Below are 19598 nucleotides of genomic sequence, written 5' to 3'. Positions count from 1 at the left end.
CCACTTTCAACCCGTCGGAAACACGGTCGGTTCGGAGCCGATACGAAGTCGGCCCGACGAGGCGACCGCCGCGCCGTCGTCACCCCCTCGCGGCGGCTACTTCGTCCAGTCCGGTCGGTCGGCCTCGCCGCGGCGAATCTTCGCCAGCGTCTCCTCCGAGAGGAGTCGCTTGACGAACGCCGGAATCCGGTCTGTCGGGTCGCCGTCGGCTGGGTTGCCGTCGATCGAGTCGCCACCGGTCGAATCGCCACCAGTCACGCTCGACCCCGCGCCGCCGACTCGGTCGCCGGTCGCGCCCGTCGGCGCTGTCTCTCCGCCGAGCGCGCGGTCGGCGTTCGCCGCCGACGCGAGCGCGTAGTGCCCGCCTCTGGTGGCGACGCCGCCGTCGGTCGTCGTCTCCGCGCGCCGGCGGAACGATTCGAGGTCGGCCTCGCGGTCCAGGTCCTCGACCGCCGTGTCGAGGTCGGCGGCCTGTTCGGCCTGCTCGGAGACGCTCTCGGAGATGCGGTCTATCTCCGCTGTCACCTCGTCGACCTGCGTCGCCGCGTCGTCGACGAAGGTGGCGATGTCGGAGGTGAGCGTCGCCTGCTCGTCGGTCGCCCGCGCCACCTCGTCGATGCCGTCGGTCACGTCGGCGACCGAGTCGGTTATCTCGTCGAGGCTCTCGACGGTCGACTCGACCCGCTCGATGCCGTGGTCGATGTTCTCGTCGGCCGACGACAGCGCCTCCGCGGTGTCCTCGATGTGGTCGGTCACGTCCTCTATCATCTGGCCGATGCGCTCGGCCTGCGACTTCGACTCGTTGGCGAGCGACTTCACCTCGTCCGCGACGACGGCGAAGCCGGAGCCGGCCTCGCCGGCGCGGGCGGCCTCGATGGAGGCGTTGAGCGCGAGCAGGTTCGTCCGGTCGGCCACCTCGTCGATGACCTCGACGATGTCCTGAATCTCGTCGATGGCGGCCACGAGCGCCTCGACGTTCACGGTTATCTCGTCGCGGTCGTCGCCGACCTGCCGCATCGCGCCGATTGCCTCGCCGGCCTCGGCGCGGCCCTCCTCGGCCCGCGTGGTGGCCTCGTCGCTCCGGGAGGAGACGTCGTCGGCGGTGGCGGCGACCTCCTCGACGGTCGCGCTGAGGTTCGACAGTTCGGCGGCGATTTCCTCGGTCATGTCGGCCTGCCGGCCCGCCAACGCCTCGATTTCCGCGATGCTCTCGCTCGTGCCGGCGGTCTCCTCGTGGAGCTGGGACGCGACCGACTCTAGATTCCCGCGGCTCTCTCTGGCCCGGCGGACCTCCTCGCGGACGTCCAGCGAGTACGAGTAGAGGTAGGTGGCGTTGACGACCTGTCGGTCGAGGTTGAGCCCGCGGACGACTGCCATCATGTCCGCGAACGCCTCGTCGACGGCGTTTTCGACGCGGTCGGCGTCCTCGCCCGACAGCGACTCGGTGGCGTCGGCGACGGCGCGCCCGCGGAGTTCGTCCGCGAAGATGCCGGTGACGTTGGCGAACATCCCGCCGAAGTAGTGCAACGGCATATCGAGTTTGTCGTGGAGCAGGCCGATTCGCGTGCGCGCCGCGTAGTGGTTCTGGTCGTAGTTCCCGTCGGTGAACGAGCGGTAGTAGCCGGAGACGACCGCGCGGAGGCCGTCGAGGTCGCTCTTCGAGCGGTCGACGACGTCCGCCGTCCGCTCGTTGGCGAGAATCGGTTCGACGAAGCCGTCGACGAGCGCCTCGTCGCGGGCCTCGACGACGCTCCGGAGGTCGGCGAGACGCGCGGCGTCCTCGTCGTCGAAGCCGACGAACGACTGCCGCCAGCCCAACTCGTCGGCGTCGAGGTCGAGTTCGGCGAGGAGTTCCGTGGATGAAAGCGAGATGTTGCCGTCGTCGTCGCGGGGGCTGGGCGAAACCATTGACCGATTCAGCGACTCCGTGGTAATAAGCGCCGTCCGCCGGATATCACGGTTGATAGCCGGAAATCAGACGTATAAATCGCTGACGGCCGCTTCGACCACGCGGAGGGTGGCGGCCCCCTGTCGGCGCGGCACGACCACGGCGAGCGCGTCGCCCGCGACGCCCGCGGCGTCGACGACGACGGATTCGGCGTCCAGTCGGGAGAGGACGGCGGTGAGGACGGTCGGGTCCACCTCGCCCTCAGCGATGATAGCCGTGAGCGGGCCGCCGCTCGCGAGGTCGACGCCGGCGACCGAGAGCACGGGGTCGTCGTCGGATTCGTCGACGTCCTCGCCGACGAGGCCGACGCCGCTCCGCATCGTCACGGAAGCGTCTCGGGGGTCGGCTTCCAGCGGCGGGAGGTCGTCGGCGAACCGGCGGAGCGCGGCCGCGACCGCCTCGTCGTCGCCGAGGTCGAGTTCGGCCGCGGCGGCGGCGTAGTTGACGACGCCCGCGCGGAGCGCGGCGAGGAGATACGGTCGTTCGCGGACTGCGTCGCGCGCGTCGGCGGCGAGGGACATGGCTCAGCCGTGGTCGGGCGCGCGCAAAAAACCGCCGCTCGGCGGGCGCTGTCGCGGTCGTCGTGGGTCGCGACTCCCCGCGCCCCGTCTCGCGTTTCCTGAACGGGTGGCGAACGCGAGTTGTCCGAACCCGAAGATTCCTTTCCCCGATGCGAAGTTCATAAGACACTCCCCTCGTAACCCCCGGACATGCAAGCTCTGGTCATCGTGGCGCACGGGTCCCACCTGAACCCGGATTCGAGCGCCCCCACCTACGACCACGCGGACACGGTCCGCGAGGTGGGCGCGTTCGACGAGGTGCGGACCGGCTTCTGGAAGGAAGAGCCGTCAATCCGCGAGGTGCTCCGGACCGTGGAGGCCGACGAGGTGTACGTCGTCCCGCTTTTCATCAGCGAGGGCTACTTCACGGAGCAGGTCATCCCGCGGGAACTCCGCCTCGACGGGTGGGACGTGGCCGACTGGGACTCCGACGGCCTGTCGGCGTCGCACGTCACGCTCACCGCGACGGACGTGCCCGAGAAGACGATTCACTACTGCGGGCCGGTCGGGACGCACGCGGCGATGACCGACGTGTTGGTCCGCCGCGCCGAGACGGTCACCGGCGACCCGAACGTCGGCGAGGGCTTCGGCCTCGCCGTCGTCGGCCACGGGACCGAGCGCAACGAGAACTCCGCGAAGGCCATCGAGTACCACGCCGACCGCATCCGCGAGATGGACCGCTTCGACGAGGTGCAGGCGCTCTACATGGACGAGGAACCCGAAGTGGACGACGTGACCGACTACTTCGAATCGGAGGACGTGGTCGTCGTCCCGCTGTTCATCGCCGACGGTTTCCACACCCAAGAGGACATCCCGGAGGACATGGGCCTGACCGACGACTACCGCACGGGCTACGACGTGCCCGCCGAGGTCGACGGCCACCGAATCTGGTACGCCGGCGCGGTCGGGACCGAGGGGCTCATGGCCGACGTGGTGCTCGAACGCGCCGCCGACGCGGGTGCCGACATCGGGAACAGCCTCGAAGTCGTGCGCGAACGCACCCGAAAGACGGCTCAGGAGGCGAACTGATGGGACACCACCTCGACGCCCTCGTCGACGCCGCGACGACCGGCGACGGCGTCTCGCTCGACGGACTCTCGGTCGCCCGCGACGGCGACGGCTACCGCCTCGAAACGCCCGACTCGACGCTTTCGGGGCTCACGGAAGACGGGCTCCGCGAGGCCCTCGCCGACCACGACGACTACGCCACGAACTGGTACTTCTGGTCCGAGGTCGTCGGCGAGGTCAGCCCCCAGCGACGGGCGTTCCTCCGCTGGGTCGAGGGCGCGTCTGTCGATGCGGGCGGCGACGACGATGGAGACGGAGACGCCGACGACGATGGAGACGGAGACGCCGACGCCGATGCCGATGCCGACGCTGACGCCGCTTCGGTCCCCGAGCGCTACGACGCCCTCCGAGACGGCGCCAGCCGCGAGTGGGGCCAACTGCTCGTCACGGCCACCGTCGACGACCACGGCGAGCGGTCCTACGAACTCCGCCACGCCGACGAGGCCGACGCCGACCGCGACTACCTCGACGCCTACCGCGAACCGCTCGCGGCCCGGCAGTTGGCGACCTACGACGAGAAGGGTCGGTACCGCCCGCTGAAGTCCGGCAACAACCTCGCCGGCGGCTGGGTGTTCCCCGACCTCGGCGGCCGCGACCTCGTCGAGACCGTCGAGACGTTCTACCCCGCGTCGGTGCCGAACTGGTACCGCGAGCGCCGGGGCGAACTCGACGTGACCCACTGGGAGGACGCCATCGGCCGCCAGACCGGGATGTACAGCGTCGTGAAGACGTGGAACCGCGGCGACGGCCACGAGCACGTCGACTGGGTCGCGGAGGCCTGCTGTGACGACAGCCAGTGCGTCAAGCGCCGCGAGTGGGAGTACGACGACGACGCCGACCTCGACGTCGACGGCGGCGACGGCGCGTTCCCGTGCCGCGAGCCGTGTTCCGTCGTCATCGCGGCGTCCCGCAAGTGGACGCGGCTGGAGGGCGAAGAGACCCAGACGTACGAGTTCGAACTGACGCCCTCGGAGAAACAACAGGTCGAGGACATCATCGACGCCGTCGCGGACGACCGCACCGACGACATCCGCGAGGCCGACGTGTACGAGGGCGCGAACCGCTACCGGGCGCGGTTCCTGCGCGCGAAGCTGTTCGACGACGAGGGCAACCTCGGAGGCGTCCCGACCGACGCGCCCGACGGCGAGTAGGCCGCGCCGCGAGAAATCGGTCCGATTTCTCGGACGCGGACGCGCTCAGCGCGTCGTCAGCGTCATCGCATCGTCAGCACCAGCGCCGCGAGGACGCCGCCGACGACGACGCCGGCCCCGAGGGTGATGGCGAAGCTCTCGAACAGCGAGGCGAGCGCCACCGCGAGGACGAGCGCGACGAGCGCGAGGCCGAAAAGCGGGGCGGCCCGCGGGTCGACGCTCGGGAACACGTCGGCGATGCTTTCTGTCACGCTCGGCTCCGGTTCGGGTTGCTTGGGCTTCGAGAGCGTCTCGTCCACGTCGACCGGCGGTTTGCCGCCGGAGCCGGGTTCGACGGTCACGTCGACGTACCTCGTCTCCGAGCCGTGGCCCGAGACGATTTTGAGCTTCCCCGACACCGGTTCGGGCGGCGAGGTGACGAACACCTCGACGGTCTTCGTCTGGCCGCCGTCGACGAAGTGGTTTCCTTCGGACAGGCTCGCCGCGCGCGAGAGTTCGTCGTCGATGTGGAGGTGGACGTGCACCGCCTGTCCCTCGTTCGCGAGCTCGACCGAGAACGGCCCGTTCGTCGAGAACGACGGCGCTACCGAGAGGTCGTGAGGGCGCTCGTCGTTCAGCGTGACGGTGAGCGGCGCGTTCGACACGGCTTCACCGTCGAGACGAGAATAGAAAAACGTTCAGGTCCGATGAGGTGTCGCGCCTCAGTCGTCGCGCATGTCCGGCGGCAGGAGGTTCGGGATGCCGTCCTCGATGGGGTACACCTCGCCGGTGACCGTGCCGATGAGCCGCCCCTCGATGATTTCGTCGCCGTCGCGCTCGTCGACTTCCAGCTCGAGTTCGCTCTTGTCGAGGGGGTCACAGAGGATGTCCATCAGGGATTCTTTCATCGTCGTGACGGTGGATTGCGCGAAGTAAAAGCGTACGGGTTCGCCGCCGTCGCGGCGGTGGTCGCCGATGGTTGTCGGGCGACGGCCGGCCGTCAGCGGTCGGCCGACTGCGGGGCGCTCAGTCGTCGAACGGGTTCTCGATGTGGACCGTCTGCTCGCGGCCGGGGCCGACGCCGACGGCGTAAATCGCCACGTCGAGTTCGTCCGAGAGGTATTCGAGGTAGTCCTGTGCGGCGTCGGGAATGGCGTCGTAGCCTTCCTCGGCGACGGCCGCCCAGTCCACTTCGGGCCACGTGTCGAACTCCTTGAGAACGGGTTCGCACTCGCCCCAGCGCTCGGTCGTCGCGGGCATCGTCAGGCGTTCGTCGCCCTCCAGTTCGTAGGCGTGGCCGACCTTGACCTCGTCGAGGCCGGCGAGCACGTCGAGGTGGTTGACGGCGATGCCGGTGAACCCGCTGACGCGGGCGGCGTGGCGGAGCATCGGCATGTCGAGCCAACCGATGCGGCGCGGGCGGCCGGTGACGGTGCCGAACTCGCCGCCCTTCTCGCGGATGAAGTCCGCGAGCTCCTCCTCGCGGTCGTCGTCTTTCAGCTCGGTCGGCATCGGGCCCTCGCCGACGCGGGAGAGGTAGGATTTGACGATGCCGACGACCTCGCCCTGTCCGACGACGGTCGGGCCGACGCCGGTGCCGGTGGCCGCGCCGCCCGCGGTCGGGTTCGAGGAGGTCACGTACGGGTAGCTCCCGTGGTCGATGTCGATGAGGGTGCCCTGGGCGCCCTCGAACATCACGTTGTCGCCGGCCTCGCGGCGCTCGGCGAGGAAGTCGCCGCAGTTGACGGCCATGTCGTCCTCGCGGAGGCGGCGGCCGATTTCGGTGTACTCCTCGACGAGCGCTTCCACGTCGCACTCCTCGCCGGCTTCGAGGCCGTACACGTCCTCGATGAGCGCCTGCTTCTGGGGGACGACGTACTCCAGTCGCTGGCGGAGCACGTCGGGGTCGAGCAGGTCGCCGACGCGGATGCCGCGGCGGCCGGCCTTGTCCTCGTAGGTGGGGCCGATGCCGCGGCCGGTCGTGCCGACGGTGAGGTCCGAGTCGGCTTTCGCCTCCTCTTCGATGTTGTCGAGGCGGCGGTGGTACGGCATGATGACGTGCGCGCGCTTGGCGAGGCGCACGTCGGGGTCGAGGCCGCGCTCGCGGAGGTCGTCAATCTCGGAGAACAGCGTCCGTGGGTTGATGACACAGCCGTTTCCGAGGACGCCGACCTTGTCGCGGACGGCCCCGCTCGGGACGAGCGACAGCTTGTACTCCTCGCCGTCTTCGACGACGGTGTGGCCGGCGTTGTCGCCGCCCTGATAGCGGACGACGATGTCAGCGTCGCCGCCCCACAGGTCGACGAGCGCGCCTTTGCCCTCGTCGCCGAGTTGCGAACCGACGATGGTAACAGTCATACGTCGGCCGTTCCCCGCGCCGGACTAAACAGATTACGGTCGCGGCCGACGAGCAATACACGTTCGTGGCTAATTCTCCCGAAGTCGCCGAGGAATACGCCATGAACACGCATTGGCGTGGCGACGGATAACACAACGGTTAATTAGTGTCCTCAGTAAGGTCGGGTTACCGGATTTTTCGCCGGCTCGGAGGGCAAGGCTTAAAGCCTACCAAGAAGAGTTAACAAATGGCATGATAGACCGACTTGAGAAGGAAGTCGATATGTTGGAGCGCCATCTCCAGGTCCTGAAGATGGTCATCGAAAGTGAGCCAATCGGCATCGTGAAGATGTCCAACGAGACGGGCTACCCGCACCACAAGGTCCGCTACTCCCTCCGCGTTCTCGAAGAAGAGAACCTCATCGAACCCTCCAGCCAGGGCGCAATCACTACCGAGCGCACCCAGGAGTTCGTCGACGAACTCGACGACAAGCTTGACGAAATCGTCGGCAAGCTCGAATCGATGAAAATCGAGGAAGCGGCCGAAATCGAGAACTAACCACACTTCAGGCGCACGCGGTCGTTCTATCCTGTTTCGTCCGACGAGTCTTTCCGGGCACGACATCGGACCGACCGCGGTAGCGACGCTTCGACGCGCGGTACCGGCTGTACCGACACGACACGACACCACGGACACTATCCGCGGTCGCTCTCCAAGCACCGCGGTCGTTTCACTATTGCTCAGTCGCACCGCCAGCCGCGGCGCTCCGCGGGCGTAGAACACCACAGCGACAGCGACCGACGACGGTCGAAGCTGGGCCGACTCAGAGGTCGGGGACGTTCAGGTGGAACTCGCCGCCCCGCGCTTCGACCAGACAGAGGTGGTAGCCCTGCTTCCGCGAGAGCTTCACGAAGCTCTTGCGCTTCGACCGGCTCAGGAGGCCGCCGCCGGTCTCCTCGGTGGCGGCTTCCAGCGCCCCCGGCTCGAAGAAGCTCTTCGTGACCATGAACGCCGAGCCGAGCGTCTCCTTCGCGTTGGCGACGCCCTTCGAGTCCTTGATGAGCTGGGTGACCATCGGCCGGGTCGCCGGGTCCCGCGAGTCGTTCAGGTTCGCCACGAACAGCGGCTCGCCCATCTGGTCGCGGACGATGATGTCGAACTGGCGCGACTCGGCTTCGCCGTCACCGAGGGGTATCGAGACGCTCCCGTACAGCTCGATTCGGTCGGCCTTCGGAATCGAGTCGAAGACGCCGGCGAGGCTCGACCGATTGCCCGTCTCGCCGATTTCGTAGAGCAGGTCGGTGACGACCCACTTGGCGAAGCCGTACTCGGGCGTCTCGTGGAGGAACTCCTCGTAGGGCTGGCCGTCGATGCCGAGCCCCTCCGTGTCGAACGTGGTGTGGTGTTCGAGCCGGAGGTTCTCGACGACCTCCTCGCGGGAGGCCTGCCCGTCGTGGGCCTTCTCCAGCGTCGCCTCGCCCTTCCGGGCGTAGCGGACGAACAGGTTCGTCCCGCGGAGCGCCTCGTCGGCCGACATCGAGCGGTCGGTCGACCGGATGCCCGCCTCGTCGAGCTGTCCCCGAAGCCGCTCGACCTCGGATTCGAGTTCGGCGACGCGGCCTTCCAGCTCCTCGGCGCGCGAGCGGTGTTCGTCGCGCTCCTCGCGGAGGGCGTCGCGCTCGGATTCGAGCCGGTCGCGCTCGGACGCCAGCGCCTCGACTCGCTGTTTCAGCGACTCGGCTTCCACCGGGTCGACCGCGGGCTCCTCCGACGTCTGTTCGTCCGGCTGAGACCGCCGCTGGGGCGGCTGGTCTTCCGACGACGGCCGCGACTCGGCGGCCGCCCCGCCCCGCGACGGTCGGCGGTGCGTCGCGTGCGTCGTGTTCCGCTGGTGGCTCCGGGGCGTCCCGGGGCGGCCGTCGACGGACTCGCCCTCGGCGTCGCGGGGGTCGAGCGAGGGAATCGACCGGGCGTTTCGCCACTGCGCCTCGGCGGAGAACACGTCGTCGCCGGTCGCGTCGTCCGCCGCGGGCGGTTCCGGAGACGTCTGCTCGCCGTTCTTCTGCGGGGCGTCGACGACGACCGACCCCTCGGCCGTCGGGGACCGCGACTCGGCGTCGGCCTGCGCGGACCGGCTCGCGGACGGCGCGGTCGCCTCGGTCGACTCCGACGACTGCAACCCGCTCGCGGGTTCAGACGGGTCGGATTCCGACCCAGTCGGCCCATCGTCGGGAGTCGACGGTTCGGTCGGCTCGGCGTCGCTCGCGGCCGCGTCGGCCGAGGCGGCAGGGGCCGGCTCTTCGTCCGCCGGCTCCGGCTCGTCACCGACGAGGTCGCCGTCGCCGTCGTCGACCTCGGGGGTCTCGTCGCCGTCCTCGTCGGCAGTGGCGGTCGCTCCCGGCTCGTCGGTGGCCGTCGGGGCGTCCGCGTCCTCGGCCCCTTCGTCGCCCGTCGGAGCGACACCGCCAGCGACGCCGCCAGCGGCGACTCCCGCCGTCTCGTCGGCCTCCTCGTCGGGGTCGCCCCCGGGAATGTCGACGAGGTCGATGTCCACGTCGTAGACCTTGTAGATGCCAACCTCGTCGCTCGCGCGCTCGAACGCCTCGTCGCCGGTGATGAGTCGCCTGCTGTTGCCGACGAAGGCGGCGCTCATCGACTTCCCCCCGTGGTAGACGACGTAGTAGTCGCCCGAGAGCACGTTCTCCGACAGTTCGACGTAGCCGGTGAAGCCGCCCGCCGAGAGCGTTCCGTCGGCGTCCTGTAGCGGCGTCTCCTCCGTGTAGTACTGCGCGCGGACGTCGCCGCCGGTCTCCCGCATCGCGTACAGAAGCGGCAGGGCCGGGTCCGGTGCGCGATACGCCTCTATCGATTCACCCTCGAAACCGTCGACCGTCCCGTCGAAAACCCCGAGGAGACGGCCGTTGAGCATGAATCCCCACGTCATGCCTGCGACGACGGCTCCTGTGAAGCCGTCGTCCGCGAGCGACCGGAGACCACCGTAGCCTCGTTCGGCGGGCGCGGAGTCCCACCCGGTCACCGCGTCAATAATCTCGCTATCCATTTGGCGTTACATCACCGGAACCGAATCAAATACTTTCCGGGCGAATCGAGTGAACGTTTAGCTCAGTTCACACTTGAGCGTGTCCGCCGTGACCGATTCGCTCGCCGCGCCCGAGGCCGGACCGGGCGGAGTCGGGCCGGGAGAACGGTTATACGAGTCCGCCGAGACGAGTCGGTCGTGACCAGCCACGACGACCGGTTCGTCCACTACCTCCGCGCGAAGGAGTCCGTAGACGACCGCGCGCTACACCGACCGACGCTGGCGAGCCTCGAAGACCGACTGGAGGCGCGCGCCGAGTCGCGGTCGGGAGAGCCGCTCCGCGTCGTCTCGGTCGGGGCTGGGACGGGCGCGATGTGTCGGCGACTCCTCTCGTGGGGCGTCTTCGACGCGCACGACGAGATAAAGTACGTCCTCGTCGACCGAACGCGCGGGATGGCCGACAACGCGGCCGCGGCGTTCGCCGAGTGGGCCCGCGCCGCCGGCTGGACCGCCGAGCCGACGTCGAACGGGTTTCGCATCGACCGCCACGGTCGCTCCGTCTCTCTCACCTACGTGACGAGCGACATCTTCGAGGCGATGACGGTCCTCCCGAAGGCCATCGACCTCGTGGTCGCCCACGCGGTCCTCGACGTGCTCCCGCTTCGCCGCGCGGTCGCCGCGCTCCTCTCGCGGCTGACCGACGACGGCCTCTTTTACGCGCCCATCACGTTCGACGGCCGAACCGCGTTCCGCCCGAGCCACCCCGACGACGACGCGGTGCTCGGCGCGTACCACGAGACGATGCGCGACGACGACCGCGCGGGCCCGGACACCGGCTCCGACCTCCTCACGGCGCTCCCCGACCTCGGCGCGCCGGTCGTCGCGGCCGGCGGCTCCGACTGGGTCGTCCACCCGCCGCACGACGACGAGGCGCGAGTCTTCCTCGACCGCATCCTCGGCTTCGTCGAGGAGGCGGTCGGCGAGTCGGACGCGGTCGACCGCGAGACGCTCGACGGGTGGCTCCGCGCCCGACACGATGCCCTCGCGGGCGACGAACTCGCGTACGTCGCCCACAACCTCGACGTGTTGGCCGAACTGGACTGATTACTCCGCGACTGACGCGTCTCCGCCGGCCTCGCTCCCGAATCGCCCCGAGACGTAGCCCCAGTCCCGAGCGAAGCCGACGAGGAGCGCCGCGGCCGCGACGCCGGTCACGAGGGGCATCGACGGGTCGAAGACGCCGGGCGCGAGCGCCAGCGGGACGACGCCCATCTGGACGCCGGCGAGGACGCGGCGCGAGGCGCGGGGCGGGAGGTCGAACGTCGCCCGGCCCGCCCGCTGGCGGAGCCTGAGGCCGAGGAGAAACACGTACCGCGCCGCGCCGACCGAGAGGTACCACCACGCGAGTTCGCCGAGGAGGACGCCAGCGAGGGGGGCGACGAGCAGGCCGAATGCGTCGACCGCGGTGTCGAGTCGCGCGCCGAGTCGGCTGACGCGGTCGAGCCTGCGGGCGAGCGCCCCGTCGAGCGCGTCGAGCGCGGCGGCGACCCCGTAGCCGACGGCGGCGGCCCACGCCCACGGCGGACTCAGCGGCCCGTGGAGCGCCACGCCGGCGACGCCGGCGACTCCCGCGACGAGAAACCCGCGGGTGAGTGTGACCGCGGTCGGCACTCCGAGGCCGTCGTAAGCGCGGGCCTGCTCCGCCGCGGACTCGGCCGTCTCGCCGCCGCGGGGCGCGACGTTCTCGTTCGCGTTCGCGTAGGTGTACGCGCAGAGTCCGACGACGACGAACAGCGTCCCGGCGGCCCACGTCGCCGCGGCGGTCTCGGGCGAGGGTTCGGCCCGCGAGACGAGCCAGACCCACTCGGTCGCGAGCAGTCCGCCGAACACGAGCGTGGCCGCGGCCGCCGCGCCGCCGGTTTCGAGCACGCGGCGTCTCGTCCGGCGGGTCGGCGGTGGGGTCGCACCCCCGTCGGCCGAGGCCGTCACGGTCGCCGTCCGTCGTCTCGGCGGTCGAAGGCTGTGCTACGCATACCCGTACTGGGGGACGGATGTCGGTTAAGTATTCCTCGCGTAACAGGTTCGAGGGGCCGAATCACGGACGGCGCTCGGGACCGGAGCGGCGACTTTGGAGCTCGACCACCGCGAGGAGAAGCAGATACGTCGAGAGCCCGGCCGCGACGACGAGGAGCGACGCCGGCCCGAAGACGACGACGGCGAGGGCGGTGCCGACGATGGCGAGCGCGACGGACGCGGCTCGCACGCCCCGTCGTTCCCACAGTCTACGGGCGCTCGACGCCCGCATCGAGAGCGCGAGTTCGAGCGCGAGCGCCCCGACGACGCCGACGAAGGCCGGCTCGGCCGTCACCGGGGTCCGCAGGAGGGCCGCCGCGACCGCGACGGGGACGAGCACCGCTCCGGCGAGCGCGGCGTCTCGACGGCGGGTCATGGAACTCCTACCGCGTCAGGACGCTTTTAGCCACCGGCGGTCATAGCGGGAGTATGTCTATTTCGGGCGACGGCCCCGGGTTGTCGAAGGCGAAGCGACGACTCGGCCGCTATCTCGCGGGTGCCGGGCTGTTGATGCTCTCGTTCTCTATCGCGTACCAGTGGGCGGCTGGCTTTTTCGCCGGCGAGGACGTCACCTTCCTGCAGGCGGTCCACGTCGTCGTCGAGACGTTCACGACGACGGGCTACGGCGAACAGACCCGGTTTTGGGTCGACCACCCGCCGTTGCTCGCGCTGTCGATTCTGATGCAACTCACGGGCGTCACGACCGTCTTCCTCACGCTCCCGCTGTTTCTCGTCCCGCTCGTCGAAGACGCCCTGCGGACCGCGCCGCCGACGGCGTCGACGCACACGGGCCACGTCGTCATCTGCACGTTCACCCCCCGCGGCGACGCCCTCGTGGACGAACTCGACTCGATGGACGTCCCCTACGTGATTCTCGAAGCCGACCGCGACCGCGCCGAGGAGCTGTACGGCGAGGGCTACGAGGTCGTCCACGGCGACCCCGAAGAGGTCGAGTCGCTGGAGGCGGCGAACGCGCCCGAGGCGCTCGCCATCGTCGCCGACGACGACGACGAGACGAACGCGAGCATCATCCTCGCCGCGAAGCAGGCCGCGCCGGACGCCCGCGTCGTCAGCCTCATCGAGGACCCCGAGGTCGCCGACTACCACCGCTACGCCGGGGCCGACCGGGTCGTCTCGCCGCGCCGGCTCCTCGGCGAGAGCCTCGCGAGCAAGGCGACCACGTCCATCTCCTCGGAGCTCGGCGACGCCATCGAAATCGGCGAGGACTTCGAGGTCGCGGAGTTGCTCGTCCAGCGCGGCAGTCCGGTCGAGGGGCGGAGCATCGCCGAGAGCGGAATCGGGCAGGTCACCGGCGTCAACGTCATCGGCGCGTGGTTCACCGGGGAGTTCGTCTCCCCGCCCGGCCCGGACGCCGTCATCGACGAACACACCATCCTGCTCGTCGTCGGCCGCGAGAAGCAACTCGAAGAGCTCCGCGCGCTGACGCTGTCGTCGGCGCGGCGCTTCCGCCGCGGGACCGTTATCGTCGCGGGGTACGGCGAGGTCGGCTCCACCGCGGCCGAGACGCTGGCGAGCGCCGGCGTCCCGCACCTCGTCGTGGACAAGCGGGACAAACCCGGCGTAGACCTCATCGGCGACATCACCGACCCCCAGACGCTCGCCGAAGCGAACGTCTCCGAGGCCCGCGGCGTCCTCCTCGCGCTCGACAACGACACCACAGCCGTCTTCGCCACGCTCGTCTCCGAGCGCGTCTCCGAGGAGACGGAGGTCATCGCCCGCGCCAACGAGACCGAAAGCATCGCCAAGCTCTACCGGGCCGGCGCGGACTACGTCCTCGCGCTCTCGACGGTCGCCGGGCGGATGCTCGCCTCGACGGTGCTCGACGAGGAGGTCATCGCCCCGCAGTCCCAGATAGAAATCGTCCGGACGAACGCCCCCGGCCTCGTGGGGCGGACCCTCGCCGGGGCAGACGTCCGCGCTCGGACGAACTGCACCGTCATCGCCGTCGAGCGAAACGGCGACCTCGTCACCGAAATCGAACCGGGGTTCCGGGTGGAAGCGGGCGACGACCTCGTCGTCGCCGGCATCGACGAGGACATCTACCGGTTCAACGAACAGTTCGGGTGAGCGGCCGCGGCTCTCGGAGGACAGAGCGCTTCGAAAGAATCGGTGCCGCGGCGTCGCGGCGACGGACGAGGACGGTTACGCGCCGACTTCCGCGCCGACGTAGAGAACGACGACGAGGAAAATCCAGACGACGTCCACGAAGTGCCAGTACATCGAGGCCGTGCTCACGGAGACGTGGCGCTCGGCGGAGTACTGCCCGCGGAGCGCGCGGACGAAGACGATACCGAGAAGCACCGCGCCGAGGCTGACGTGGAGGCCGTGCAGGCCGGTGAGGCCGTAGAACGCCGACCCGAAGATGCCGTCGGTGATAGAGAAGTTCGAGTGGACGATGAACTCGTAGTACTCGTACACCTGCCCGCCGATGAACACCACGCCGAGCAGGAGAGTGACCGCGAGGCCGAGAACGAAGTTACGGTGGTTCTCCTCGCGGATGGCGACGTGCGCCCAGTGGAGCGTGAAACTGGATATGATGAGGATTGCGGTGTTGGCCAACACTAACGACCCGGTTAGCTCCGGCAGTTCCTGCGGCGGCCACGTCCCCGCGCGGATGAAGAAGTAGTAGGTGAACAGCGCGCCGAACGTCCCGAGTTCGGAGCCGAGGAAGGCAATCATCCCCCAGCGGAGCTTCGAGGCGCTCTTCTGGTTCGCGTCGCGCGACCAGAAGTGGCTCACGAACGCGTGGTACAACCAGCCGTAGAGTCCGGCCAGGAAGAGGAAGATACTGCCGATGAACACGGCGGGACCCGCCGTCTGGCCGACGATTCCGTCCTGTCCCATGACGTACAGCCCGGCACCGGCGTAGATGCCCGCGCCACCGACGGCGGTGACGAACGGCCACCAGCTCGCCTCGCCGAAGCCGCGCGGCCAGTCCTGAACCGCCGGCAGGTGATGGCCGTGGTCGTCGTGTGCTTCTTCGGTACTCATAGACGCCCGTTATGCTTGGGTTACTAAAAATCCTCCCAAACTGCGTTCGTCACGGGACCGCATGGGTCTCGAACCGCGGCTCCGACGGCGACCGCGACGGCTCCGACACAGAGCGCTCGCGAGGGTCGGTTGCTCGGCGGGTTGGCGGCGCTCGGCGCGAGAAGAGACGCGAAAACGGAGCCGGGGCCCGACCGACGGTGCGGCGGTGTCTTCAGTCGGCGTTCGTCGTCGCCCGGTGGAACGGCTGTCGCGAGATAATCTCGCGCATCTCCGCCAGCGACTCGGAGCCGGAGCCGTTCATCTCGGTGACGACGGCGAACACCTCTTGGCGGGAGATTTTGACGCCCTCACCCGTCACCGCGTGTTCGGGGTTGGCGACGAGTTCGCGGAGCGTCCCGACCGCGAGCAGGAACGGAATCGCCCACGCGGCGAGCGTGTTGCCCTCGCGGAGCGGCACCGTCTCCAAGTAGGTCTGGGCGTCGTCGAGGAACGACTTGGCGTGGTCGGCGGTCCGCTGGACCACCGAGGCCGTCCGGTCGTTGTGCTCGGGGGCGACGACCTCCTCTTGGGGGACGCCGGCGTCGTCGAGCCAGTCGGCGGGGAGGTAGACGTTGTTCTCGGAGGTGTAGTCGTCGTGGACGTCCTTCGCGATGTTCACGAGCTGGAGGAGTAGGCCGAACTCCTCGGCGGTGTCGTAGAGCCGCGACCGGCGCTCGCTGTCGATGTTGCCGCGAGTCACGAGGTTCGTGATGAGGTTGCCGACGGTGCCGGCGGCGTAGTAGCAGTACTCCTCTAACTCCTCGCGGGACTGGATGCGGAGCCCGCCGGTCTGGGAGTAGCGTTCGACGAACATCGCCATGCCCGAGACGAGTTCGCGGACCGGCGGCGTGACCGCCTCCCGAACGTCCTCCGGAAGCGCCTCGAACGTCCGGAAGACCCGAGCGGTGTTGGCGACGACCATCCAGTCGTCGGACTGTTCGCCCTCCGGGGGGAGGTGCGGCTGTACTGCGTGCACGAACTCGTCGACGGTGGTGTCGTCGTCGGGGTCGAGCGCGCGGTCGTAGAGTCGAAGGAGGTGTGCCTGCTCGTCGGGCGCGATTGAAGACGAATCCTCCACGGTGTCGGCGATTCGACAGAGGAGATATCCGATACAGATGTGCGACGCCATCGGTTCGTCGAGGACGTCGACCGTGAGGGCGAAGGTCCGAGAGACCCCCTGAACTGCATCGTGACACCAATCGAGGTCGTCATCAGTTGCCGGTGGCCGGGCATCGGCGTGTCGAGACATTCGAAGCGTACCCGTATTACGGAAGGGGGGATAAAAAGTCTCGTGGGGAACCGAACCCAGCGGCGCTCGGCGGCGGCACAGGAGAAAACATAAGCATAGTCGATGACAGACTCACGTATGGACTTCGCGCTCACTGCGGAGCAGAAGCAAATCAAGGAGATGGTCTCGGAGTTCGTCGACGAGGAGGTCAAACCTCGCGCGGCGGAGATAGACGAGACCGACGAGTTCCCCGCCGACCTCGTGGCCGAGATGGGCGAACTCGGCTTGATGGGCATGCCCTTCCCCGAGGAGTACGGCGGTGCCGGCCTCGACTACCACTCCTACGCCATCGGCCTCGAAGAGATTTCCCGCGGCTCCGGCGGCCTCGGCACCATCGTCGCCGCCCACACGAGCCTCGCCGGCAACATGCTCTACGAGTTCGGGAACGAAGACCAGAAACAGACCTACCTGACCCCGCTCAACGAGGGCACCGATATCGGCGCGTTCGCGCTCTCCGAACCCGGCGCGGGAAGCGACGTGCCCGCCATGGAGACGACGGCGAAGAAAGACGGCGACGAGTACGTCGTCGACGGCGGCAAGCTCTGGATTTCGAACGGCTCCGTCGCCGACACGGTCGTCGTCTTCGCCAAGACCGACCCCGACGCGGGGAACAAGGGCATCTCGTCGTTCGTCGCCCGGCCCGAGGCGGACGACGGCTTCGTCGTCGAAGGCACGGAACACAAGCTCGGCGACAAGGGCTGTCCGACAGCCGAACTCCGCTTCGACGACATGCGCATCCCCGAAGACCGGCTCCTTGGCGACGAGGGCGACGGCTTCGTGCAGGCGCTGAAGACGCTCAACGGCGGCCGCATCACCATCGCGGCGCGCTCTATCGGCATCGCCCGCGCCGCCCTCGACGACGCGGTGAAGTACGCCGGCGAGCGCGAGCAGTTCGACCAGCCCATCGGCGACTTCCAGGCCATCAAGCACAAACTCGCCGACATGGACACGAAGGTGCAGGCCGCGACGCTCCTCATGCACAAGGCCGCGGACCTGAAGATGCGCGACGAGACGTTCATCAAGGAGGCCGCGCAGGCGAAGCTCTACGCCAGCGAAATCAGCCGCGAGGTGGCCAACGAGGGCATCCAGATTCACGGCGGCTACGGGTACACCAAGGACTTCGCCGCCGAGCGCTACTACCGCGACGCGAAGCTCAACGAAATCTACGAGGGGACGAGCGAGATTCTCCGCAACACCATCGGCGACTGGCTCCAGAAGTAACGTCAGTCGACGACCGACTCGCCAGCGTCGCCCAGTTCGTCTGCACCGCCCATCTCGTCCGCGCCGGCCGTTCGTCGCTCCCCGTTTTCGACCCGCGCCGCGAGCCATTCGTAGTACGATTCGACCCGGCTCGCGCCCGCGTCGGTGAGGCCGTACACGTCGTAGATGCCCTCGGTCCGGCGTTCGAGGTGCCCCGACTCCACGAGCGCGTCGAGCGTCCCGTAGAACAACTGGGGGTCGAGTCGGAGGTCGTAGTAGCGTTCCAACCGGGTCTTCAGCTTCTGTCCGCGGAGTTCGCCCGCGTCGTAGAGGACGGCACACAGGTCCCGGCGGCGGCCGCTCTGAAACCACATACCACCACCTCGGCGGAGAGACACACGTCACTTTCGTTCCGCGGTCCGCCGCGCCTCCGGTCCCGTCTCCCGTCCGCCGGAACCGGTAGTTTAGACAGTCCCGACTCCCTAGCGCCTCGCATGACCGACGCAACCGCCGAGGCGAACGGCGTCACCGCCCGCTACTACGTCACCGACTCCGAGCGCGTCCTCGAATTCGACCGCGACGGCCGGACCGCCGCCGTCGCTCAGAACGTCGACGGCTACGCGATGCTGAAGGTCCGCCCGACCGTCGACGGCGACGAGCTCGAACGCTACTACGGGTTCGACATGGCGCTCGACCACGCCGCGGAACTCCTCGGCGTCTCGCCGCACGACCTGCCGGTCCCGGAGGACGCGGCGGACATGGGGATGTGACTCCGGGCGTCGACCGCGAGCCTCCGCGAACGGGAAACCACTTTTCTCCGAGGCAACTGTGAGTTGCGGATATGTCAAACGAGGGACTCCCCCAGCGAGCGACCCGCGCCGCGAAAACCGGCGGTCCGCCGGCGCTTATCACCGCGGGCATCGGCGTCGGCGCGACCGGCGCTGTCGGCTCTCGCATCGAGTCGCGGACGGCCCCCGTCGCGCGCGGTGTCGCACAGACCGTCGGCGTCGCACCGGAACTGGGGCCGGCCGTGTTGGTGGTCGCCGCCGCCCTCGTGGTAGTCGTCGCGCTCTTCGTTCCGGAGCTGTTCGACCGCCGCCGATAGCGCCCGCGGTCGGGTTACCCCCAGTAGAACCGCGGGCCCAAAAACAGGTAGCCGAGCGCCAAGAACAGCAGGCCGAACGAAAACCCCTCGCCGAGCGTCCCGGAGCAGACGATCGCGAGGCCCTGCACCGCGCCCATGACGAGCGCGTCCTGCGCGTGGAGGTCCGGGTAGCACACGTCGGAGAGCATGAGCGCGGCCATAATCGCCGAGAGGCCGACGAGCAACATCGGCTCGACGAAGCCGACGAGCACGCCCGCCGAGAGAATCGTCGCCGCGAGCGTCGTCGGCACCCCAATCGTCTCGTCGGACCCGCTGTCGTAGGCGGTGTACAGCGCCAGCCGGACGACCGCGGCCGCGACGAACAGCGCGGCGACGCCGACGCCGGCTACGACCCGGACCCGGTCGAAGCCCCACATCTCGCGAACGACGGCGACGACGAGCAGGGCCGGGGCGACGCCGAAAGAGGCCACGTCCGCGAGCGAGTCGAGGTACGGCCCGGCGTCGGTCCCGCCGTAGCGTCGGGCGACGACGCCGTCGAGACCGTCGGCCATCGCGGCGAGGAGGATGACCTTGGCGGCGAGGTGCACGTCGACCGCGGTTAACACCGCCGCGACGAATCCCAGCGCCGCGTTCCCGGCGGTGACCACGTCGGCGGGGCCCAACCGGCCGACGAATCGGGGTCTCATACCGATGCGATTGCGTACCTTCCCTTTCCCTCTTACGTTCCGTCCGTCGGCGGCCGACGCCGCGTCGCCGCCGCCCGAACCGGACAGAGACGGCGTGTTTCGCTTCGTTCG

20 protein-coding genes are annotated in these 19598 nt (G+C 69.0%); 8 read left to right on the top strand and 12 right to left on the bottom strand.

Features of this window, described 5'->3' with window-relative positions; all coding sequences use genetic code 11:
* Window positions 1–96: 96 nt before the first annotated feature.
* The gene (locus IEV64_RS11280; protein WP_188423897.1) at window positions 97–1908 is read right to left on the bottom strand and encodes a globin-coupled sensor protein; all 1812 of its coding nucleotides are present in this window, start codon (window positions 1906–1908) and stop codon (window positions 97–99) included.
* Between the two features lie 66 nt (window positions 1909–1974).
* Complete coding sequence (locus IEV64_RS11275; RefSeq protein ID WP_188423896.1) at window positions 1975–2469, bottom strand: DUF7523 family protein; 495 nt, start codon at window positions 2467–2469, stop codon at window positions 1975–1977.
* Window positions 2470–2658: 189 nt separating this feature from the next.
* Here IEV64_RS11275 and IEV64_RS11270 point away from each other — a divergent pair, with 189 nt between their 5' ends.
* A complete protein-coding gene (locus IEV64_RS11270) occupies window positions 2659–3537 on the top strand; it encodes a CbiX/SirB N-terminal domain-containing protein (protein WP_188423895.1) in 879 nt (292 codons plus the stop codon).
* Window positions 3537–4727, top strand: a complete 1191-nt coding sequence (locus IEV64_RS11265) for a DR2241 family protein (RefSeq protein WP_188423894.1) — start codon at window positions 3537–3539, stop codon at window positions 4725–4727. The genes IEV64_RS11270 and IEV64_RS11265 overlap by 1 nt, the downstream gene beginning before the upstream one ends.
* Window positions 4728–4789: 62 nt before the next feature.
* Here IEV64_RS11265 and IEV64_RS11260 read toward each other — a convergent pair whose 3' ends face one another.
* The 3 genes from IEV64_RS11260 to IEV64_RS11250 form a co-directional block, all read right to left on the bottom strand.
* Window positions 4790–5371, bottom strand: coding sequence for a DUF7524 family protein (locus IEV64_RS11260; protein WP_007273453.1), 582 nt, complete (start codon window positions 5369–5371; stop codon window positions 4790–4792).
* A gap of 57 nt (window positions 5372–5428) precedes the next feature.
* Window positions 5429–5614 (bottom strand): methytransferase partner Trm112, encoded by a 186-nt coding sequence (locus IEV64_RS11255; RefSeq protein WP_013035425.1) that lies wholly within the window; start codon window positions 5612–5614, stop codon window positions 5429–5431.
* A 118-nt stretch (window positions 5615–5732) separates the two neighbouring features.
* The gene (locus tag IEV64_RS11250; protein ID WP_188423893.1) at window positions 5733–7064 is read right to left on the bottom strand and encodes an adenylosuccinate synthase; all 1332 of its coding nucleotides are present in this window, start codon (window positions 7062–7064) and stop codon (window positions 5733–5735) included.
* A 232-nt stretch (window positions 7065–7296) separates the two neighbouring features.
* Here IEV64_RS11250 and IEV64_RS11245 point away from each other — a divergent pair, with 232 nt between their 5' ends.
* Window positions 7297–7602, top strand: a complete 306-nt coding sequence (locus tag IEV64_RS11245; protein ID WP_004043804.1) for a hypothetical protein — start codon at window positions 7297–7299, stop codon at window positions 7600–7602.
* A 265-nt stretch (window positions 7603–7867) separates the two neighbouring features.
* Here IEV64_RS11245 and IEV64_RS11240 read toward each other — a convergent pair whose 3' ends face one another.
* Window positions 7868–10105 (bottom strand): DUF7527 domain-containing protein, encoded by a 2238-nt coding sequence (locus IEV64_RS11240; RefSeq protein ID WP_188423892.1) that lies wholly within the window; start codon window positions 10103–10105, stop codon window positions 7868–7870.
* 177 nt (window positions 10106–10282) lie between these two features.
* On the opposite strand from IEV64_RS11240, the gene IEV64_RS11235 reads away from it, so the two are divergent.
* Window positions 10283–11188 carry a class I SAM-dependent methyltransferase gene (locus tag IEV64_RS11235; protein ID WP_188423891.1) on the top strand — a complete coding sequence of 302 codons (906 nt, stop codon included), beginning with the start codon at window positions 10283–10285 and terminating at the stop codon, window positions 11186–11188.
* On the opposite strand, the gene IEV64_RS11230 is transcribed toward IEV64_RS11235, so the two are convergent.
* Both IEV64_RS11230 and IEV64_RS11225 read right to left on the bottom strand, forming a co-directional pair.
* Entirely contained in the window at window positions 11189–12013 is an 825-nt protein-coding gene (locus tag IEV64_RS11230; RefSeq protein ID WP_188423926.1) for a CDP-alcohol phosphatidyltransferase family protein, read from the bottom strand.
* Window positions 12014–12179: 166 nt separating this feature from the next.
* Window positions 12180–12533, bottom strand: coding sequence for a hypothetical protein (locus IEV64_RS11225; protein WP_007273458.1), 354 nt, complete (start codon window positions 12531–12533; stop codon window positions 12180–12182).
* 53 nt (window positions 12534–12586) lie between these two features.
* Here IEV64_RS11225 and IEV64_RS11220 point away from each other — a divergent pair, with 53 nt between their 5' ends.
* Complete coding sequence (locus tag IEV64_RS11220; RefSeq protein WP_188423890.1) at window positions 12587–14245, top strand: potassium channel family protein; 1659 nt, start codon at window positions 12587–12589, stop codon at window positions 14243–14245.
* Between the two features lie 75 nt (window positions 14246–14320).
* Here the strand turns inward: IEV64_RS11220 and IEV64_RS11215 are convergent, their stop codons facing one another.
* Both IEV64_RS11215 and IEV64_RS11210 read right to left on the bottom strand, forming a co-directional pair.
* Window positions 14321–15169: a cytochrome c oxidase subunit 3 gene (locus tag IEV64_RS11215; RefSeq protein WP_007273460.1), complete on the bottom strand. Its 849-nt coding sequence runs from the start codon at window positions 15167–15169 to the stop codon at window positions 14321–14323.
* A gap of 211 nt (window positions 15170–15380) precedes the next feature.
* Entirely contained in the window at window positions 15381–16457 is a 1077-nt protein-coding gene (locus IEV64_RS11210; RefSeq protein WP_049918188.1) for a phytoene/squalene synthase family protein, read from the bottom strand.
* A gap of 117 nt (window positions 16458–16574) precedes the next feature.
* On the opposite strand from IEV64_RS11210, the gene IEV64_RS11205 reads away from it, so the two are divergent.
* Complete coding sequence (locus IEV64_RS11205) at window positions 16575–17717, top strand: acyl-CoA dehydrogenase (protein ID WP_007273461.1); 1143 nt, start codon at window positions 16575–16577, stop codon at window positions 17715–17717.
* A 2-nt stretch (window positions 17718–17719) separates the two neighbouring features.
* On the opposite strand, the gene IEV64_RS11200 is transcribed toward IEV64_RS11205, so the two are convergent.
* Window positions 17720–18070, bottom strand: coding sequence for a DNA-binding protein (locus IEV64_RS11200; protein ID WP_188423889.1), 351 nt, complete (start codon window positions 18068–18070; stop codon window positions 17720–17722).
* 120 nt (window positions 18071–18190) lie between these two features.
* Here IEV64_RS11200 and IEV64_RS11195 point away from each other — a divergent pair, with 120 nt between their 5' ends.
* Together IEV64_RS11195 and IEV64_RS11190 are read left to right on the top strand one after the other, a co-directional pair.
* Entirely contained in the window at window positions 18191–18466 is a 276-nt protein-coding gene (locus IEV64_RS11195) for a DUF7111 family protein (protein ID WP_007273463.1), read from the top strand.
* Between the two features lie 71 nt (window positions 18467–18537).
* Window positions 18538–18801: a hypothetical protein gene (locus tag IEV64_RS11190; protein WP_188423888.1), complete on the top strand. Its 264-nt coding sequence runs from the start codon at window positions 18538–18540 to the stop codon at window positions 18799–18801.
* Between the two features lie 14 nt (window positions 18802–18815).
* Here the strand turns inward: IEV64_RS11190 and IEV64_RS11185 are convergent, their stop codons facing one another.
* Complete coding sequence (locus IEV64_RS11185) at window positions 18816–19487, bottom strand: protein sorting system archaetidylserine synthase (protein ID WP_049918186.1); 672 nt, start codon at window positions 19485–19487, stop codon at window positions 18816–18818.
* Window positions 19488–19598: the final 111 nt, after the last annotated feature.

The sequence above is a fragment of the Haloferax sulfurifontis genome, from assembly GCF_014635105.1.
GTDB classification, from domain to species: domain Archaea; phylum Halobacteriota; class Halobacteria; order Halobacteriales; family Haloferacaceae; genus Haloferax; species Haloferax denitrificans.
Note: the sequence above shows the minus strand (reverse complement) of the source record. Positions and strands in the feature narration are given on the sequence as shown.

Excerpts from the sequence above, each read along its gene's own strand:
- IEV64_RS11215 (WP_007273460.1), bottom strand. The coding sequence starts at position 15,169 with ATGAGTACCGAAGAAGCACACGACGACCACGGCCATCACCTGCCGGCG.
- IEV64_RS11205 (WP_007273461.1), top strand. The coding sequence starts at position 16,575 with ATGGACTTCGCGCTCACTGCGGAGCAGAAGCAAATCAAGGAGATGGTC.
- IEV64_RS11245 (WP_004043804.1), top strand. The coding sequence starts at position 7,297 with ATGATAGACCGACTTGAGAAGGAAGTCGATATGTTGGAGCGCCATCTC.
- IEV64_RS11255 (WP_013035425.1), bottom strand. The coding sequence starts at position 5,614 with ATGAAAGAATCCCTGATGGACATCCTCTGTGACCCCCTCGACAAGAGC.
- IEV64_RS11185 (WP_049918186.1), bottom strand. The coding sequence starts at position 19,487 with ATGAGACCCCGATTCGTCGGCCGGTTGGGCCCCGCCGACGTGGTCACC.
- IEV64_RS11220 (WP_188423890.1), top strand. The coding sequence starts at position 12,587 with ATGTCTATTTCGGGCGACGGCCCCGGGTTGTCGAAGGCGAAGCGACGA.
- IEV64_RS11270 (WP_188423895.1), top strand. The coding sequence starts at position 2,659 with ATGCAAGCTCTGGTCATCGTGGCGCACGGGTCCCACCTGAACCCGGAT.
- IEV64_RS11265 (WP_188423894.1), top strand. The coding sequence starts at position 3,537 with ATGGGACACCACCTCGACGCCCTCGTCGACGCCGCGACGACCGGCGAC.
- IEV64_RS11200 (WP_188423889.1), bottom strand. The coding sequence starts at position 18,070 with ATGTGGTTTCAGAGCGGCCGCCGCCGGGACCTGTGTGCCGTCCTCTAC.
- IEV64_RS11250 (WP_188423893.1), bottom strand. The coding sequence starts at position 7,064 with ATGACTGTTACCATCGTCGGTTCGCAACTCGGCGACGAGGGCAAAGGC.
- IEV64_RS11225 (WP_007273458.1), bottom strand. The coding sequence starts at position 12,533 with ATGACCCGCCGTCGAGACGCCGCGCTCGCCGGAGCGGTGCTCGTCCCC.
- IEV64_RS11195 (WP_007273463.1), top strand. The coding sequence starts at position 18,191 with ATGACCGACGCAACCGCCGAGGCGAACGGCGTCACCGCCCGCTACTAC.
- IEV64_RS11275 (WP_188423896.1), bottom strand. The coding sequence starts at position 2,469 with ATGTCCCTCGCCGCCGACGCGCGCGACGCAGTCCGCGAACGACCGTAT.
- IEV64_RS11190 (WP_188423888.1), top strand. The coding sequence starts at position 18,538 with ATGTCAAACGAGGGACTCCCCCAGCGAGCGACCCGCGCCGCGAAAACC.
- IEV64_RS11240 (WP_188423892.1), bottom strand. The coding sequence starts at position 10,105 with ATGGATAGCGAGATTATTGACGCGGTGACCGGGTGGGACTCCGCGCCC.
- IEV64_RS11210 (WP_049918188.1), bottom strand. The coding sequence starts at position 16,457 with ATGTCTCGACACGCCGATGCCCGGCCACCGGCAACTGATGACGACCTC.
- IEV64_RS11280 (WP_188423897.1), bottom strand. The coding sequence starts at position 1,908 with ATGGTTTCGCCCAGCCCCCGCGACGACGACGGCAACATCTCGCTTTCA.